This is a genomic window from Streptomyces sp. NPDC087215, from assembly GCF_044744885.1.
Lineage (GTDB): Bacteria > Actinomycetota > Actinomycetes > Streptomycetales > Streptomycetaceae > Streptomyces.
Window position 1 is genome coordinate 141137 of the sequence record NZ_JBIUZD010000015.1, and the last position, 15811, is coordinate 156947.

Annotated in this window: 15 protein-coding genes and 1 pseudogene; 9 read left to right on the plus strand and 7 right to left on the minus strand. The window is 73.9% G+C overall.

Translation table 11 applies throughout. From position 1 onward, the window contains the following. Nucleotide 1: 1 nt before the first annotated feature. Nucleotides 2-2284 carry a protein kinase gene (locus ACIO92_RS28890; protein ID WP_402059748.1) on the plus strand — a complete coding sequence of 761 codons (2283 nt, stop codon included), beginning with the start codon at nt 2-4 and terminating at the stop codon, nt 2282-2284. 45 nt (nt 2285-2329) lie between these two features. Here the strand turns inward: ACIO92_RS28890 and ACIO92_RS28895 are convergent, their stop codons facing one another. Both ACIO92_RS28895 and ACIO92_RS28900 read right to left on the minus strand, forming a co-directional pair. Next, on the minus strand, nt 2330-3181 hold the full coding sequence (locus ACIO92_RS28895; RefSeq protein ID WP_366439950.1) for an ABC transporter permease: 852 nt from the start codon (nt 3179-3181) through the stop codon (nt 2330-2332). Continuing rightward, nucleotides 3178-4209 carry an ATP-binding cassette domain-containing protein gene (locus ACIO92_RS28900; RefSeq protein WP_366439949.1) on the minus strand — a complete coding sequence of 344 codons (1032 nt, stop codon included), beginning with the start codon at nt 4207-4209 and terminating at the stop codon, nt 3178-3180. Before ACIO92_RS28900 ends, ACIO92_RS28895 begins: the two co-directional genes overlap by 4 nt. A gap of 282 nt (nt 4210-4491) precedes the next feature. Between ACIO92_RS28900 and ACIO92_RS28905 the strand changes: the two genes are divergently transcribed. After that, complete coding sequence (locus ACIO92_RS28905; RefSeq protein ID WP_402283353.1) at nt 4492-5049, plus strand: helix-turn-helix domain-containing protein; 558 nt, start codon at nt 4492-4494, stop codon at nt 5047-5049. Nucleotides 5050-5239: 190 nt separating this feature from the next. Here the strand turns inward: ACIO92_RS28905 and ilvA are convergent, their stop codons facing one another. Further along, a complete protein-coding gene (gene ilvA / locus ACIO92_RS28910; protein WP_366439947.1) occupies nt 5240-6469 on the minus strand; it encodes a threonine ammonia-lyase in 1230 nt (409 codons plus the stop codon). A gap of 148 nt (nt 6470-6617) precedes the next feature. Between ilvA and ACIO92_RS28915 the strand changes: the two genes are divergently transcribed. The 4 genes from ACIO92_RS28915 to ACIO92_RS28930 all read left to right on the plus strand — a co-directional run bounded on the left by ACIO92_RS28915 (nt 6618) and on the right by ACIO92_RS28930 (nt 8288). Continuing rightward, nucleotides 6618-7187 (plus strand): MarR family transcriptional regulator, encoded by a 570-nt coding sequence (locus ACIO92_RS28915; protein WP_366439946.1) that lies wholly within the window; start codon nt 6618-6620, stop codon nt 7185-7187. Nucleotides 7188-7218: 31 nt separating this feature from the next. Next, nucleotides 7219-7725 (plus strand): sigma factor-like helix-turn-helix DNA-binding protein, encoded by a 507-nt coding sequence (locus ACIO92_RS28920; RefSeq protein WP_401240700.1) that lies wholly within the window; start codon nt 7219-7221, stop codon nt 7723-7725. A 31-nt stretch (nt 7726-7756) separates the two neighbouring features. Beyond that, nucleotides 7757-8005: a hypothetical protein gene (locus ACIO92_RS28925; protein WP_351791387.1), complete on the plus strand. Its 249-nt coding sequence runs from the start codon at nt 7757-7759 to the stop codon at nt 8003-8005. Between the two features lie 91 nt (nt 8006-8096). Further along, on the plus strand, nt 8097-8288 hold the full coding sequence (locus ACIO92_RS28930) for a DUF1059 domain-containing protein (RefSeq protein ID WP_351791389.1): 192 nt from the start codon (nt 8097-8099) through the stop codon (nt 8286-8288). A gap of 218 nt (nt 8289-8506) precedes the next feature. On the opposite strand, the gene ACIO92_RS28935 is transcribed toward ACIO92_RS28930, so the two are convergent. After that, nucleotides 8507-9661 carry a cystathionine gamma-synthase gene (locus tag ACIO92_RS28935; protein ID WP_366439944.1) on the minus strand — a complete coding sequence of 385 codons (1155 nt, stop codon included), beginning with the start codon at nt 9659-9661 and terminating at the stop codon, nt 8507-8509. A 72-nt stretch (nt 9662-9733) separates the two neighbouring features. On the opposite strand from ACIO92_RS28935, the gene ACIO92_RS28940 reads away from it, so the two are divergent. Together ACIO92_RS28940 and msrA are read left to right on the plus strand one after the other, a co-directional pair. Continuing rightward, nucleotides 9734-10840: a hypothetical protein gene (locus ACIO92_RS28940; protein ID WP_366439943.1), complete on the plus strand. Its 1107-nt coding sequence runs from the start codon at nt 9734-9736 to the stop codon at nt 10838-10840. 132 nt (nt 10841-10972) lie between these two features. Continuing rightward, nucleotides 10973-11635: a peptide-methionine (S)-S-oxide reductase MsrA gene (gene msrA / locus ACIO92_RS28945; protein ID WP_402059738.1), complete on the plus strand. Its 663-nt coding sequence runs from the start codon at nt 10973-10975 to the stop codon at nt 11633-11635. A 90-nt stretch (nt 11636-11725) separates the two neighbouring features. Here the strand turns inward: msrA and ACIO92_RS28950 are convergent. Both ACIO92_RS28950 and ACIO92_RS28955 read right to left on the minus strand, forming a co-directional pair. Then, a pseudogene (locus ACIO92_RS28950) lies at nt 11726-12065 on the minus strand (DUF1330 domain-containing protein); the annotation flags it as partial. 99 nt (nt 12066-12164) lie between these two features. Continuing rightward, complete coding sequence (locus tag ACIO92_RS28955) at nt 12165-13217, minus strand: NAD(P)-dependent alcohol dehydrogenase (protein WP_366439940.1); 1053 nt, start codon at nt 13215-13217, stop codon at nt 12165-12167. Between the two features lie 129 nt (nt 13218-13346). Here ACIO92_RS28955 and ACIO92_RS28960 point away from each other — a divergent pair, with 129 nt between their 5' ends. Continuing rightward, the gene (locus tag ACIO92_RS28960; protein WP_366439939.1) at nt 13347-14213 is read left to right on the plus strand and encodes a helix-turn-helix transcriptional regulator; all 867 of its coding nucleotides are present in this window, start codon (nt 13347-13349) and stop codon (nt 14211-14213) included. Nucleotides 14214-14442: 229 nt separating this feature from the next. Here the strand turns inward: ACIO92_RS28960 and ACIO92_RS28965 are convergent, their stop codons facing one another. Further along, nucleotides 14443-15711, minus strand: coding sequence for an Ig-like domain-containing protein (locus ACIO92_RS28965; RefSeq protein ID WP_366439938.1), 1269 nt, complete (start codon nt 15709-15711; stop codon nt 14443-14445). Nucleotides 15712-15811 lie beyond the last annotated feature (100 nt).

The window sequence follows — 15811 nt, forward strand, 5'->3', positions numbered from 1 at the left end:
GGTGCTGGAAGCCCTGCCCTCCGGGCGGCCCCCGGTCCTCGTCGGCCCCTACCGGCTGCTGGCCCGGCTCGGTGCCGGGGGCATGGGCGAGGTGCACCTGGCCTGCCGGGCGGACGCGCCGACGGCCGATCCGCACCGGATGGTCGCGGTGAAGACCGTGCGGCCCGATCTGGAGGTGGACGGGGACTTCAGGACCCGGTTCCGGCGGGAGATCGCGGCGGCGCGGACGGTGGACGGTCCGGGGGTGGCGCGGCTGGTGGACGCCGACGCGGACGCGGCCTCGCCGTGGCTGGCCACGGAGTACGTGCCGGGTCCCTCGCTCGCGGAGGCCGTCGGCAGGTCGGGTCCGCTGCCCGTCGCGGCGGTACGGGCGCTGGGCGCCGCGCTCGCCGGGGCCCTGGCGGGCGTGCACGGGGCGAAGGTGCTGCACCGGGACCTGAAACCGGCGAACGTGCTGCTGGGCGCGGCCGGGCCCCGGCTGATCGACTTCGGCATCGCGCAGGCCTTCGAGGCGACGGCGCTGACCTCGACGGGTCTGGTGGTGGGCTCGCCCGGTTTCATGTCGCCGGAGCACCTGGTGGGCAGCCGGGCGGTGGTGCCCGCGTCGGACGTGTTCTGTCTGGGCGCGGTGCTTGCGTTCGCGGCGACCGGCCGGGGGCCGTTCCACGACGACGAGATGGCGGCGGTGGTCTACCGGATCGTACGGGCCGAGGCGGATCTCGACGGGGTGCCGGACGGGGTGCGCCCGCTGGTGGAGCGGTGTCTGCGGCTCGATCCGGCGGAGCGGCCCCCGGCGGCGGAGCTGGTGGGGCTGCTCGGCGGCGGGGTGGTTCCCGAGGTGTTCCCGTGGCCGGGCGGGGTGCTGTCGCTCCTCGCCGAGTACGGGGAGGCGGCGCGGCGGGCCGGGGAGGCGGCGGCGTCCGGCGCGGGCGTGGCGGACCTGCCGACGATCGCGCCGGTGGTGCCCTACTCCCCCACGGCCGTCACGGACCGGCCGCCGCCGGTCCCGGCGGTCCCGGCGGCGCGGCGGCGGCCGTGGGGCGCGCTCGTGGCGGGCGCGGTGGCGGTCGCGGTCCTGGCGACGGGCGGTGCGGTGCTGTGGAACAGGACGGACGGGGGCGGGAGCGCCGGGCCGGGGGCGGGCGGGAGCGCGCCGCCGAGCGCGTCGGCGTCGGGGAGCGCGGCCCCCCGGGCGCTGAGCCAGGTCGTCCTGCCGTACGGGGCGACGGGCCGGACCCAGGACTTCGGCGCGGGCGCGACGGACCGGGCCCGGCGCCCGGCCGAGTGGTCGCCGTGGACGACGCGGACGCCGTGGCCGGTCGGCGCGTGCGCGGTGGCCCCGGCGGTGCTGGTGTGCGCGGGGGCGGGCGGTTCGGCGGTGGGGCTGCGGGCCTCCGACGGCGAGCGGCTGTGGACGGTGCCGGGGCGCCGGGACACCTCGCCGGTCGGTCCGCAGTACCCGGCGGTGGCCGGTGACGCCGTGTATCTGACGGATGAGGAGGGCGTCGCCGTGTACGGGCTCGCGGACGGCCGGGCGCGCGGCCGGATCGCGGTGCCGGACGGCGGCTGGGCCGTGAAGAGCACGGATCTGGTGGACGGCGTCCTGTACTCGGCGTACTTCGACGCCCGGGAGAACGGCAAGGGGCTGGTGACGGCCGTACGGCTCGGGGACCGCGAGGTGCTGTGGCGGGCGCCGGTCGACGGGGTGCCGGAGCAGCTCGTGGCGGGCGGCGGGCGGGTCCTCGTACCGCTGGGCCCGGAGCGGGCCGTCGCCCTGGACGCCGGGACGGGCCGGGAGGCGGCGCGGGCCGCGCGGGGGTGCGGTGCGGTCGCGCTGCACGCGGGGAGCGGCGGTGTGCTGTGCACCGGGGTCGGGGACCGTTCGCTCTCCGTGCTCGACGCCCGGACGCTGGCGTTCCGGCGGACGCTGACGACGGACGCCTCGGCGCCGCCCGCCGTGAGCGCGGACGGTCTGGTGGCCGTGTTCGACGGGCGGCGGCAGCTCGTGACGTACGACGTGGTGACGGGCCGGGAGCGGTGGCGGGTGGACAGCGGGGCGGACCGGGCGTACTTCGCGGGCGACCGGCTGCTCACGGTGGGCAGCGAGACGGTCACGTCGTATCCGGCCGCCGGGCCGGACGGCCGGGACGACTACGAGAGCTACCAGCCGGACCTCCCGGACGGCGTCCCGGCGCAGGACTTCTCGGCTCAGCTGGTCGCCACGGGCGGGGCCGCGTTCCTCGCCTTCCCCGGGGGGCTCGTCGTCTCCGGGTATCTGCCCTGAGGCCCCCGGGGCTCCGGACGGGTGCCCCGGGCCCCGGGGCGGGGATCAGGCCGTCGCCGAGCGGTACCTGTGCACCGCGAGGGTCCGGAAGACCACCAGGATGATCAGCGAGAAGAGGATCGACGCCCACACCGGGTGCCGCATCGGCCAGGCGTCGGAGACGACGACCCCCGGATTGCCGAAGAGCTCGCGGCAGGCCTGGACGGTCGCGCTGAACGGGTTCCACTCGGCGATGTGCCGGATCCAGGGGGTCATCCCCTCCGTCGGTACGAAGGCGTTGGAGATGAACGTGACCGGGAAGAGCCAGATCAGACCGCCGGAGGTGGCCGCCTCCGGGGTGCGCACCGACAGGCCGATCAGCGCGCCGATCCACGAGAAGGCGTAGCCGAGGAGGAGCAGCAGGCCGAACGCGCCGATCGCCTTGGGAATGCCCTCGTGGACGCGCCAGCCGACGAGGAGGGCGACCGCCGCGAGGACGACCAGGGTCAGCGCGGTCTGCACCAGGTCCGCCAGGGTCCGGCCGGTCAGGACCGCGCCCCGGGCCATCGGCAGCGAACGGAACCGGTCGATCAGGCCCTTGTGCATGTCGTCCGCGATGCCCGCGCCCGCGCCCGCCGTGGCGAACGTGACGGTCTGCGCGAAGATGCCCGCCATGAGGAACTCGCGGTACGCCTGCGGGCTCGTACTGCCGTCGACGACCAGCGAGCCGCCGAAGACGTAGCTGAACAGCACCACGAACATGACGGGCTGGATCAGCCCGAAGATGACCATCTCGGGGATGCGGGTCATCCGGATCAGGTTGCGCCGGGCGACGACCAGGGAGTCCGCGACGGACTGGACGACACCGCCGCGCGGCCTGGGGGCGAGCGGCGCCACCGCTTCGGTCCTGGTGGTCATGTGGCCGTCTCCTTCGCACGCCTGCGGCCTCGGCCGCCCTGCTCCGCCGCCTCGCCGTCCTCCTCCTCCGCGTCCTCGGCCGCGTGGCCGGTGAGCGAGATGAAGACGTCGTCGAGGGTGGGGCGGCGCAGTCCGATGTCGTCGATCTCGACCCCGACCGTGTCCAGGTCGCGGATGACCTCGGCGAGCAGCTTGGCGCCGCCCGTGACGGGGACGGTGAGCCTGCGGGTGTGCTCCTCCACGGAGACCTCGCCGTGACCGAGGCCCGCGACGCCGTAGCGGGCGAGGACGTCCCGGGCGTCGGTGATCATTCCCGGGGTGTGCACGACGACCTCGACGCGCTCGCCGCCCGTCCGTGCCTTCAGCTGGTCGGAGGTGCCGCGCGCGATGACCTTGCCGTGGTCCACGACGCAGATGTCGTGGGCGAGGTGGTCGGCCTCCTCCAGGTACTGGGTGGTGAGCAGCAGGGTGGTGCCGCCCGCGACGAGTTCCTTGATGACCTCCCACAGGGCCTGCCGGTTGCGGGGGTCGAGCCCGGTGGTCGGCTCGTCCATGAACATGACCGGCGGGGAGACGACGAGGGCGGCGGCGAGGTCGAGGCGGCGGCGCATCCCGCCGGAGTACGTCTTCGCGGGCCGGTCGGCGGCGTCCGCGAGGCCGAACCGTTCCAGCAGTTCACCGGCCCGCCGCTTCGCCGCCTTCGCGCTCATCTGGTAGAGCTGGCCGACCATCCGCAGGTTCTCGCGGCCGGTGAGGTACTCGTCGACGGCGGCGAACTGACCGGAGAGGCCGATCGAGCGGCGGACTTCGTTGGGGTGCTTGAGGACGTCGATCCCGGCCACGACGGCCGTGCCCCGGTCGGGGCGGAGGAGGGTGGTCAGGACGCGCACGGCGGTGGTCTTCCCCGCGCCGTTCGGTCCCAGCATTCCCAGGACGGTGCCCTCGGGTACGTCGAGGTCCACTCCGTCCAGGGCTCGTACGTCGCCGAAGGTCTTGACCAGACCCTCGGCGTAGATCGCGCCTGGCATGTGGGTCTCCCAGGGGGATGCGGGCGTTACCCGTCGATCGTAGGTTTCCCGGGGCCCCTCCGCCCAGTGAATATGTGATCCGCGCCACATGATCTTGTCGGGGAGGGTGGGACGGGAGGGGACGGGGCCGGGACGCGCCCGGGACGGCGGCGGGACGGGCCCGGCGACGGGGGCCCGAGCGGCGCGGCGCGGCGGACCGTTGGCCGGACGTTGGCGGGCCGTTGATACCGCGCGGAAGACTGGAGTCCTGGCACGGAGCACCACGGAACGGGGGAACCGTAGATGACGGTCGGAACGCACAGCACGTCCAGTACGCACGGCACGCACGGCACGGGGGTCGCGGGGGTCGCGGGCGTCACGGGAGCGGAGGAGCGCGTCGGGGCGTGCCCCGGCTGCGAGGGGTGCGGGGCGACGCCCTGGACCGAACTCGCCGCCGAGATGCGCCGGATCAAGGGCGACGCGGAGCTGAGCTACGGCCAGCTCGCGCAGCTCACCCACTACAGCCGCTCCTCGTGGGAACGGTTCCTCAACCAGAAGCAGCTGCCGACCCGGGTCGCGGTCGAGGAGTTCGCGGCGGCGGCGGGACAGGACCCGCGCCCGCTGCTGATCCGTCTCGAACTCTCCCTCGCGTACGAGACGGCCGCGCGGGCGGGCGGCGGGCGGACGGACGGGCCGCCGGGCGCCGACGGGACCGCGCCGCACGTCCACTCCGCGCGGCCCGACGGACGCGGCGACCTCGTCCCGCCGCTCCAGCCCCTCGGCCTGGTCGCGGTCGGCGCCCTGGTCGGCGGCCTGGTGGCCCTGCTGGCCCGCGCGGCCCGGTCCCGCCGCCAGGGCTGAGCGGGGAAGTCGGGGAAGAAGGGGAAGAACGGGGAGGACGGGGAGAAGCGCGGGAAGCCGGGGGCGGGAAGCGTACGGCTCCGGCTCCGGCTCCGCATGGGCGCGGGATGCCGACCCCGATCGCGTACGGTCGGCGGGGTGCCCGGATCTGTACGGGGGCGGGGCCCCGCCCCCGTACCGTCGGCGGGTGTCAGCCCAGGATCGTGTAGCCCGCGTCCCGCAGGGCGCCCTCGACCGCGCGGCAGTGCTCCGGGCCCTTCGTCTCCAGGTGCAGCTCCACCTCCACCTCTGTCAGGCCGAGCCGGGGGTCGGTGCGGACATGGCTGACGTCCAGGACGTTCGCGTCGACGACCGTGAGGACCGCGAGCAGGGTCGCGAGGGCGCCCGGCCGGTCCGTCACCCGCAGCCGCAGGCTGAGATAGCGGCCTCCCGCGGCCATCCCGTGCCGCAGGATGCGCTGGAGCAGCAGCGGGTCGACGTTCCCGCCGGAGAGCACCGCGACGACCGGCCCCCGGAACGACGTCGGGTCGCTGAGCAGCGCCGCGACCGGGCTGGCGCCCGCCGGTTCGACGACCAGCTTGGCCCGTTCCAGACAGAGCAGCAGCGCCGAGGACAGCGCGTCCTCGGAGACCGTACGGACCTCGTCGACGTACTCCTGGACCAGGGCGAACGGCACGTCGCCCGGCCGTCCCACCTTGATGCCGTCCGCCATCGTCACCGGTGACTCGACGGCCACCGGGTGCCCGGCGGCCAGGGACGGCGGATAGGCGGCGGCGCCCTCCGCCTGCACGCCGATCACCTTCACGTCCGGGCGCAGCGACTTCACCGCGAGCCCGATCCCGGCCGCGAGACCACCGCCGCCGACGCCGACGACGACGGTCCGCACCTCCGGGCACTGCTCCAGGATCTCCAGGCCCACCGTGCCCTGTCCGACGATGATGTCGGGGTGGTCGAAGGGGTGGATGAAGACGGCGCCGGTCTCCCGCGCGTACGTCTCCGCCGCCGTGAGCGTCTCGTCGACGACGTGCCCGTGCAGCCGGACGTCGGCGCCGTACTCCCGGGTCGCGGCGACCTTCGGCAGCGGCGCGCCGACCGGCATGAAGACGGTGGCGCGCACCCCGAGGAGCCGGGAGGCGAGGGCGACGCCCTGCGCGTGGTTGCCCGCCGAGGCGGCGACGACCCCGGCCGCCCGCTCCTCGGGGCGCAGCCCGGCGATCCGTACGTACGCGCCGCGCAGTTTGAAGGAGCCGGTGCGCTGGAGGTTCTCGCACTTGAGCTGCACGGGGGCGCCCACCAGCGACGACAGATGACGGCTGCCCTCCATCGCCGTCACCCGGGCGACCCCGGACAGCATCTTCTGCGCCCCGCGCACGTCGTCCAGCATCAGCCGGTGCAAGGGGTCTGGCCCACGGAAGCTCATGACACCAAGTCTCGCAGCTCACGGCCCTGCCGACCGCCCGTGCGGCAGGGGCTCCGACGGGTTTGCGCAGCGCAGGTACGGACCTCCGCGAAGCCACGTACTGTGTCCCCCACCACCGACCGTCCCCGCACGAGAGAGACCCACGGCCATGCCCACATCTCAGGACATGACGACCGCGCTCGACTCCGGTCTCCTCGACGCCCTCCAGCACCAGGTGGCCGTCTTCGCGCGCCGCGCCGAGCAGACCAGGCTCGGCGGCACGGGCCAGCTCCGCAACTCGATGGACCGGGCCGCGTACCTCCTCCTCAACCGCCTCGACCAGGAAGGCCCGATGGGGGTGAAGGCGCTCGCGGCGGGCATGGGCATCGACTCGTCCACGGTCACCCGGCAGGTCGCCCCGCTCGTCGACACGGGTCTGGTGAAGCGGACCTCGCATCCGGAGGACGGGCGGGCGGTCGTGCTCCAGCTGTCGGCGCGCGGCCTCGCGCGCCTCGACGAGGTGCGCGCCTCGCGCCGTCAGCTGATGGTGGAGGTCACCGACGGCTGGACGGCGGAGGAACGCGCCTCCTTCTGCACGCTGCTGACCCGGTTCAACACCGCCCTGTCCGCCCGGCAGTCGGCCGCCGCCGCGCATCCGGGCCTTCCGGCGGCGGAGACCGCGGAGACGGCGGACGGCTGCGCGAACGGCACCGGCGGAGAGTCCGCGCCGACCTCTTGACCCCGCCACCGCGCTGCCCTCAGATGAGGAGGTGCGAGCGCGACGGAGCGGGCGGAATGCCGAACGCGCCTTCCGCACCCGGGAGTTCGACGCCTTCGTCGCCGGGGCGGCGGGCCGGCTGCTGCACGCCGCGACCCTGCTGACCGCCGAGACCCGGGCCAGCAACCCGTACGCCCAGGCCCTTCTGACGGCCTCGCTGGCGCACACGTACGCGGTGTGGGGGCGGTCGCGCGACGAGGACCCGTACGAGCTGACGCGGCGCGAGCTCGCCGCCCGCTTCGCGCGCACCGCGTGGCGGCACCACGGCGGGCGGGGCGTCCTCGCCGCGCTGCACCCGCAGGAACGGCTCGTGCTCGTCCTGCGGCTGCACGAAGGGGTCGCCGAGGAACAGCTCGCGGCCCTGCTCGGGGTGCCCGAGGCGAGGGTCAGGGCCGTGTGCGCCCGCGCGGTCGCCGCGCTGAGGGGCGCCGCCCGGGACCCTGACCCGGCGGCAGGCCGGGCGCCCGGCGACGCCCCGGCGGGCAGGGCCGCCGCGTGAGCCGGGCCCGGCCGACCGGGAGGGCCGCCGCGTGAGCCGTCACGAGGACCGGGAGGCGGCCGTCCGGCGCCTTCTCGACACCCCGCACCCGCCGGTCCCCGGCGACCTCGCCCGGCGGGCGGCGGAGCGCGGTGCCCGCAGGCTGCGGCTGGCCCTGCGGGTCCGCCGGGTGCTCTGGGTCCTCGCGGTGGCCGCCGTGACCGTCTTCGCGCTGTGGGCGTCGGCGGCCCGCCCGTGGGAGGCCCCGCCGGAGACGACGCCGTCGCTGGAGGGGTGGTGAGGGACCGGCCGGGACCGCACGACGGCGCCGGACCCAGGTCCTACGCTGGAAGGGACGGCACCCTTCCGGTGCCGAGGAGGCGAAGACCGTCATGACCAGGAAAGTCGCCGACTGCCGCAGCACCCCGAGCGTCATGGGCTGCACCCTCACCCTCGCCGGTGAGGAGGAGGAAGTGGTGCGGGCCGCGTCGGAGCACGCGGTCTCCGTCCACGGCCACGAGGACACCCCCGAACTGCGGGCCGAGGTCCGCGCCTCGCTGGAGGACGAGAAGGCCCCCGCCTGAGGGCCCGTACGGAGCCGCTGGGCGGGTCCCGCCGGAGCCTCCGAAGAGGCCCTTCGCGGGGACCCGCCCAGCGGCTCCGTACGGCCGGGCCGCACCCGGCCGGGGTGCACCGGTACCGCACGGACCGGGCCGTCCGCTCCCGGGCCCGCCCCTGATCGGCGGGGCCCGGAAGGGACGGTCCGGACGCTCCGGCCCGGTGCCCGCTAGCCCGGTGCCCGCTAGCCCAGCGCCTGCCGCAGGTCCGCGAGCAGGTCGTCGACGTTCTCGATGCCCACCGAGATCCGGACGAGATCGGCCGGGACCTCCAGGGCGGAGCCCGCGACGCTCGCGTGGGTCATCCGGCCCGGGTGCTCGATCAGCGACTCCACCCCGCCCAGCGACTCGCCCAGGGTGAACAGCCGGGCACGGTCGCAGACCTCCACGGCCGCCTCCTCGCCGCCCGCCACCCGGAACGAGACCATGCCGCCGAAGGACCGCATCTGCTTGGCCGCGACCTCGTGCCCGGGGTGCTCCGGCAGCCCCGGGTAGAGGACCTGGGTGACCTTCGGGTGCTGGGTCAGCATCTCGACGATCTTCCCGGCGTTCTCGCTGTGCCGGTCCATCCGGACCGCGAGGGTCTTGATCCCGCGCAGCACGATCCAGGAGTCGAAGGGCCCGGCGACCGCGCCCATCGCGTTCTGGTGGTACGCCAGTTCCTCGCCGAGCGCCTCGTCGGCGGTGACCAGCGCGCCGCCCACGACGTCGGAGTGGCCGCCCATGTACTTGGTCAGCGAGTGCACGACGACGTCCGCGCCCAGTGCCAGCGGCTGCTGGAGGTACGGCGAGGCGAAGGTGTTGTCGACGACCAGCTTCACCCCGGCCTGCCGGGCCACGCCCGCGACCGCCTCGATGTCGGTGATGCCGAGGAGCGGGTTCGAGGGGGTCTCGACCCAGATCAGCTTCGTACGGTCGTTGACCGCGCCCCGCACGGACGCGATGTCGGAGGTGTCCGCCACCGAGAAGTCGACGCCCCAGCGCTGGACGACCTTCGCGAACAGCCGGAACGTGCCGCCGTAGGCGTCGTTCGGGATGACCACGTGGTCGCCGGGCGCGAGGAGCGTGCGCAGCAGGCAGTCCTCGGCGGCCAGGCCGGACGCGAAGGCCAGGCCGCGCCGCCCGCCCTCCAGGGCCGCCAGGTTCTCCTCCAGGGCGGTACGGGTCGGGTTGGCGCTGCGGCTGTACTCGTAACCGCCGCGCAGTCCGCCCACGCCGTCCTGCTTGTACGTGGACACCTGGTAGATGGGCGGGACGACCGCGCCGGTCAGCGGGTCGGCGGTGTTGCCCGCGTGGATCGCGCGGGTCTCGAAGCTCTGGTGGAAGTGCTGGTCGCTCATGGGTCAGGAGCGTAGTGCCGTCCGGCGCCCGCCGCCGCGCTCGTCTCATCGGGTGTCCTGGACAATGGACACATGGAGATTCTCTGGTTCCTGATCGCGCTGGGGCTGCTGTTCGGCGTCCTCGGCCCCTTCGTGCTGCGCCGCCGGGCCGGGGGGATCCGTCAGGTCGCGCCCGGCACCCCGGACGCGGCGGACCCGGACGCGTACGGGTTCGCGCGCCAGGAGGAGCTGGACGTACGGCTCCCCGGAGCGGACGACGACCTCCTGCACGTGCTCGACGTCGTCCAGGCGACCCAGGACTGGCGGGCCGCCTCGCGGCTGCTCGCCGAGACCCCCGAGGAGGGCGAGGTCCGCTGGCAGCGCGTCCAGGCCTTCGCGGGCGCCGCGTCCCTGGAGCTCCAGGAACGGCCGGGCGTCGGCGGGGCGTGGCTGCGGGCCTGGCGGGCGGACGCCCCGAAGGACGCGGGCGGCGCGGCCGTGCACGCCGAGTTCCTGGTGCAGCAGGCGTGGCGGTCCTCGTCGGCGGGCACGGACGACTTCCGGATCATCCTGGAGGAGGCCCGGAAGGTCTGCGAGGAGGCCGCGCTGCTCGCGCCCGGCGACCCCGTCCCGTACATCACCCGGCTCGCGGTGGCCCGTGGTCTCGGCTACGGCCACGAGCAGTTCGACCAGGTGTGGGCGAAGGTCATCGACCGGGCGCCGCAGCACATGGGGGCGCATCTGGCGGCCCTGCACTACTGGTGTGCGAAGTGGCACGGTTCGCGCGAGGAGGCCGACCACTTCGCGACGACGGCCGCGGCGCGCGCGCCCCGGGGCTCGCTGCTCGCGGCGCTGCCGCTGTTCGCGGTGCACGAGCACGTGCCGGACGTGGTGCTCGTCCAGGACTTCTTCCGTACGGCGGTGGTGTCGAAGGCGATGGACGGCGCGCTGTACGCGGTGCACTCGGCGCGCCCCGACGACCCGATGCTTGCGCACGTGCGGCACCTGCTCGTCTTCTTCCTGGTGCGCGGGGAGCGCTGGGCGGAGGCCATGCACCAGCTGGTGCGGGTGGACGGGCACGTGGGCGCGGTGCCGTGGACGCTGTCGGCGGACCCGGCGGCGGAGTACACGGTCTTCCGGAACCTGGCGGTGGCCGGCTACGAGGCGAACGGCGGCAGCCCGGCGACGCTGGCGCGCTGATCCGGGGGCGTCGGCTGTCGCCGGACCGCACCGGACCGCACCGGGCCGCCGGGCCGGGAGAAGGGCCGGGAGGGGAATCCCTCCCGGCCCTTCCTTGTTGTACGACTGCCGACCGTCGAGGAGAGATGCAGCATGTTCCTGTCCCGCACCCCCGTCCTCCCCACCCCCGAGCAGGCGCTGCGCGGCCGCGCGGAGCCGGAGTTCACCGTGCCCGAGCGGCACACCGTCCTCGGCAACCCGCTGCTCGGCCCTTACCCGGCCGGCCTGGAGGTCGCCGACTTCGCGCTCGGCTGCTTCTGGGGAGCCGAACGCAAGTTCTGGCAGACCGAAGGCGTCTGGACGACCCTGGTGGGCTACCAGGGCGGCCACACGCCGAACCCGGCGTACGAGGAGGTCTGCTCGGGCCTGACCGGGCACACCGAGGTCGTCCGGGTCGTCTTCGACCCGTCGAAGGTCTCGTACGAGAGCCTCCTGAAGCTGTTCTGGGAGTCCCACGACCCGACGCAGGGCTTCCGCCAGGGCAATGACGTGGGCACCCAGTACCGCTCGGCGGTCTACACCCACACCCCGGCCCAGGCGGCGGCCGCCGAGGCGTCCCGCGCGGCCTACCAGAAGGTCCTGACGGGCTCCGGCTACGGCACGATCAGCACGGAGATCCTCCCGGCCACCGACCGCCCCTTCTACCCGGCGGAAGGCCATCACCAGCAGTACCTGGACAAGAACCCGGCGGGTTACTGCGGCATCGGCGGGACGGGCGTCTCCTGCCCGATCGGGGTGGCCCCCGCCGGAGACTGACAGCCGAGCGGAACGCGTACCCGCGGGCTTCGGCGGCACCCGGCCGGAGCCGCGCTCAGGCCGTGCCGTCCGCTGACGCGGCCCGCGGGGCGCGGGGCGCGGGGCGCGGGCCGTGGCCACCGGGTCGTAGCCCTCGGGGACCCCGTCGATCAGGAGGACGTCACCCTCCATGTGCCGGGTGCGCAGGGGTATCAGCGCCTGGTACGGCTCGGAGCCGTACCAGGCGCGGGCGTTCTCGTACGCCGGGAAGGCGATGATCACGCAGGCGCCCGGCCAGCTCCCCTCGGGGACCTCGCGGGCGGGTGCGCCGTGGACCAGGAAGTGTCCGCCGAAGGGGTCCAGGGTGCTCTGGATCCGCTCCACGTAGACGAAGACCTCCTCGTCCGGGGGCGGGCTTCGGGCGCAGGTTTCCGATGGCGTACGCGGTCATGGGGACAGCGTGCCCGAGGCGTCGATCACTCCGGAGGTCATGCCCCGGCCCGGCCCGCGCCCCGGCCGTGTCCCGGCCGCACCCGGTCGGGCACCGGGGTCAGATCGTCGACGCGTCGATCACGAAGCGGTACCGGACGTCGCTCGCCATGACCCGCTCGTACGCCTCGTTGATCCGGTCCGCCTCGATCACCTCGATCTCCGCGCCCAGGCCGTGCTCGGCGCAGAAGTCCAGCATCTCCTGGGTCTCCGCGATGCCGCCGATCATCGAGCCCGCCAGCGTCTTGCGGCCGCCGATCAGGGAGAAGAGGCCGATCTTGACGGGTTCCTCGGGGGCGCCCACGTTCACCAGGGCGCCGTCCGTCCGCACCAGGCCCAGGTAGGCGTCGAAGTCCAGCGGCGCGGAGACCGTGGAGATCACCAGGTCGAAGGTGCCCGCCAGGTCCGTGAAGGTCCGGGGGTCGCTGGTCGCGCGGAAGTCGTCGGCGCCCAGCTTCAGGCCGTCCTCCCGCTTGTGGAGCGACCGGCTGAGGACGGTCACCTCGGCGCCGAGCGCACGGGCGATCCTGACGCCCATGTGACCGAGGCCGCCGAGTCCGACGACGGCGACCTTCTTGCCGGGGCCCGCCTTCCAGTGGACGAGCGGCGAGTAGAGGGTGATGCCCGCGCAGAGCAGCGGCGCGGCCTCGGCGAGGCCGATGCCCTCGGGGATCCGCAGGGTGTAGTTCTCGTCGACGACGATGTGGCTGGAGTAGCCGCCGTAGGTCGGTTCGCCGTTCTTGTCGAGGGAGTTGTACGTGCCCGTCCCGCCCCGGACGCAGTACTGCTCCAGGCCCTGACGGCAGTACGCGCACTCCCGGCAGGAGTCGACGAGACAGCCGACGCCGACCCGGTCGCCGACCCGGAAACGGGTGACGCCGGGGCCGGTCTCCGTGACGATCCCGGCGATCTCGTGGCCGGGGACCATCGGGAAGATGCCCTCGCCCCAGCCGTCGCGGGCCTGGTGGATGTCGGAGTGGCAGATGCCCGCGTACGTGATCTCGATGAGGACGTCGTGTGCGCCGACGGCCCGGCGCGGCACGGTGGTGCGCTCCAGAGGGGCGTGGGCGGCGGGTGCGGCGTACGCGGGGACGGTGGTCGCGTTCGTGGTCATGCCGGTCAGCCTGCCGTGGACGCGGGCGGGTACCCAGCCCCCTGTCCTGCCTACGACCGCCGTGCCTACCACTGGCAGGGACAGGAACGGGCGTCCGTCCACGGGTACGGCCTGGGACAATCGGGAGCCATGGACCTCAGTGCCGAACTCAGCGAATTCCTGCGCTCGCGCCGGGCCCGGCTGAAGCCGGGGGACGTGGGGCTGCCGGAGTTCGGGCGGCACCGGCGGGTGCCGGGGCTGCGCCGGGAGGAGCTGGCGCAGCTGGCGGGCGTCTCCGTCGCGTACTACACCCGGCTGGAACAGGGCAACGGGCGCAATGTGTCCATGGAGGTCCTGGACGCCATCGCGCGGGCGCTGCGGCTGAGCGACACGGAGCGGGCGCATCTGACGCATCTGGCGAAGCCGACGGCGAAGAAGAAGCACCGGTCGGCGACCGGCCGCCCCCAGCAGGTGCGGCCCGGTCTCCAGCACCTGCTCGACTCGATGGAGGGCGTCCCGGCGTTCCTCGGGGGACGGCGGCTCGACGTGCTGGCCTGGAACCGGATGGCGCGGGCGCTGCTCGGTGACTTCTCGGCGATGGAGCCGGGCGAGCGCAACGTGGCCCGGATGGTCTTCCTCGGGGATCACGCGCGCGATCTGTACGTGGACTGGGAGTGCAAGGCGACCGAGGTGGTCAGTGTGCTGCGGCTGTACGCGGGCCGCTGCCCGGACGATCCCGCGCTGCTGGCGCTGGTCGGTGAGCTGTCGGTGCGCAGCGAGGAGTTCCGGTCCCTGTGGGCGGCGCACACCGTGGCGGACAAGGGGCACGGGACGAAGCGGCTGCGGCATCCGCTGGTGGGCGGGATGACCCTGTCGTACGAGAGCCTGAGGGTGGCGGGCGCGGACCCGGACCTGGTGCTCGTGACGTACCACGCGGAGCCGGGCAGCCCGTCGGCGGACGCGCTGCGGCTGCTCGCGCAATGGGGCGTGGACGAGCCGGTGGACGTACGGGAGTAGGGCGGACGGACGTACGGGACCGGGGGCGGCCTCGCGGGAGCGGGGCCGTGTGCGAGTTCCGGGGCCGTACCGGAGTCGGGGCCGTGCGGGAGCGTGCACGGCGTCCGGACGGCCCCGCTCCGGTGGCTCCGGTGGCTCCGGTGGCTCCGGTGGCTCCGGTGGCTCGACGAACGGGGAACGGCCCCCTCCCGGTGCGGGAGGGGGCCGTTCGCGGGCGGCGCGGGGAGGGTCAGGCCTCCGAGCCGGCCTTCCAGTCCGACCAGTTCATGTTCCAGCCGTTGAGACCGTTGTCGGGGGCGATCGTCTTGTCCTTGGAGTTCTTGACGATCACGACGTCACCGACGATCGAGTTGTCGAAGAACCAGGCGCCCTGCTGGTTGGGGTCGTTCGCGCCCTTGGCGTCGGCGAGGCCCACGCAGCCGTGGCTGGTGTTGGCGCTGCCGAAGATCGAGCGGGCGCCCCAGTAGTTGCCGTGGATGAAGGTGCCGGACGTGGACAGGCGCATGGCGTGCGGCACGTCCTTGATGTCGTACTCGCCCTTGCCGTCGGAGTCGGTGAAGCCGACGGTGGCGCCGTTCATCCGGGTCTCCTTGAACTTCTCGGAGATCACCATCTCACCGTTGTACGTGGTGTTCTCCGGGGAGCCCGCGGAGATCGGGATGGTCTTGACCGTCTTGCCGTCCTGCTTGACGGTCATCGTCTTCGTGGCGACGTCGACGGTCGAGACCTGGTTGCGGCCGATCTTGAAGGTGACCGTCTTCTGCTGGACGCCGAAGACGCCGGGGGCGCCCTCCACCCCGTCGAGGGCGAGCTTCAGGGTGACGGTCGAGCCCTCGGCCCAGTAGTCGTCGGGCCGGAAGTCGATGCGCTGGGAGTTGAACCAGTGCCCGACGACCTCCTGGCCGGAGGAGGAGGAGACGGTGATGCCGCCCTGGACGGACTTCTTGTCCTTGATCGCCTTGTTGAAGTTGATCGAGACGGGCATCCCGACGCCGACGGTCGAACCGTCCTCGGGCGTGAAGTTGCCGATGAAGCTGTTCGCCTTGGAGACGGTGGTGAACGAGGAGTTCTCGTGGGCCTCCAGGCCCGCCGCGTCGGTGGCGGTCGCGGCGATCTTGTAGACCGTGGCCCGCTCCAGCTGGCCGGACGGCTTCCAGCTCAGTCCGTCGGCCGCTATCTCGCCCTTGACGGCCTTGCCCTCGGCGGAGGTCATGGTGACCTCGGTGAGCTTGCCCTCGGCGACCGTGACCTTGGCGTCGTTGTTGATCGAGGCGTTCTGCACGCCGTTCTTCGGCGAGATGGTGATCTGCGCCTTGGACGTCTTCTGCGCCGCGGCCTCGTCGACCTGGGCCTGTGACTCCGGCGTCGCGGAGCCGGAGGCGCCCGCGCCCTTGTCCCCGTCGCTACAGGCCGAGAGCACCAGCACGCCGCTGAGCACCGCGGCCGCGGCGGCCAGACCCCTGCGGCGCTTGCCGTCCGTCATCACACGCTTCTCCATCGTCGCCGGTTCCCTAGCCAACATCTTCCAAGAACCCCATGACACCCCGTCCGGTTCCGGGAGGGGGGCGTTTGTGGGGAACACCACTGACCGACACGCG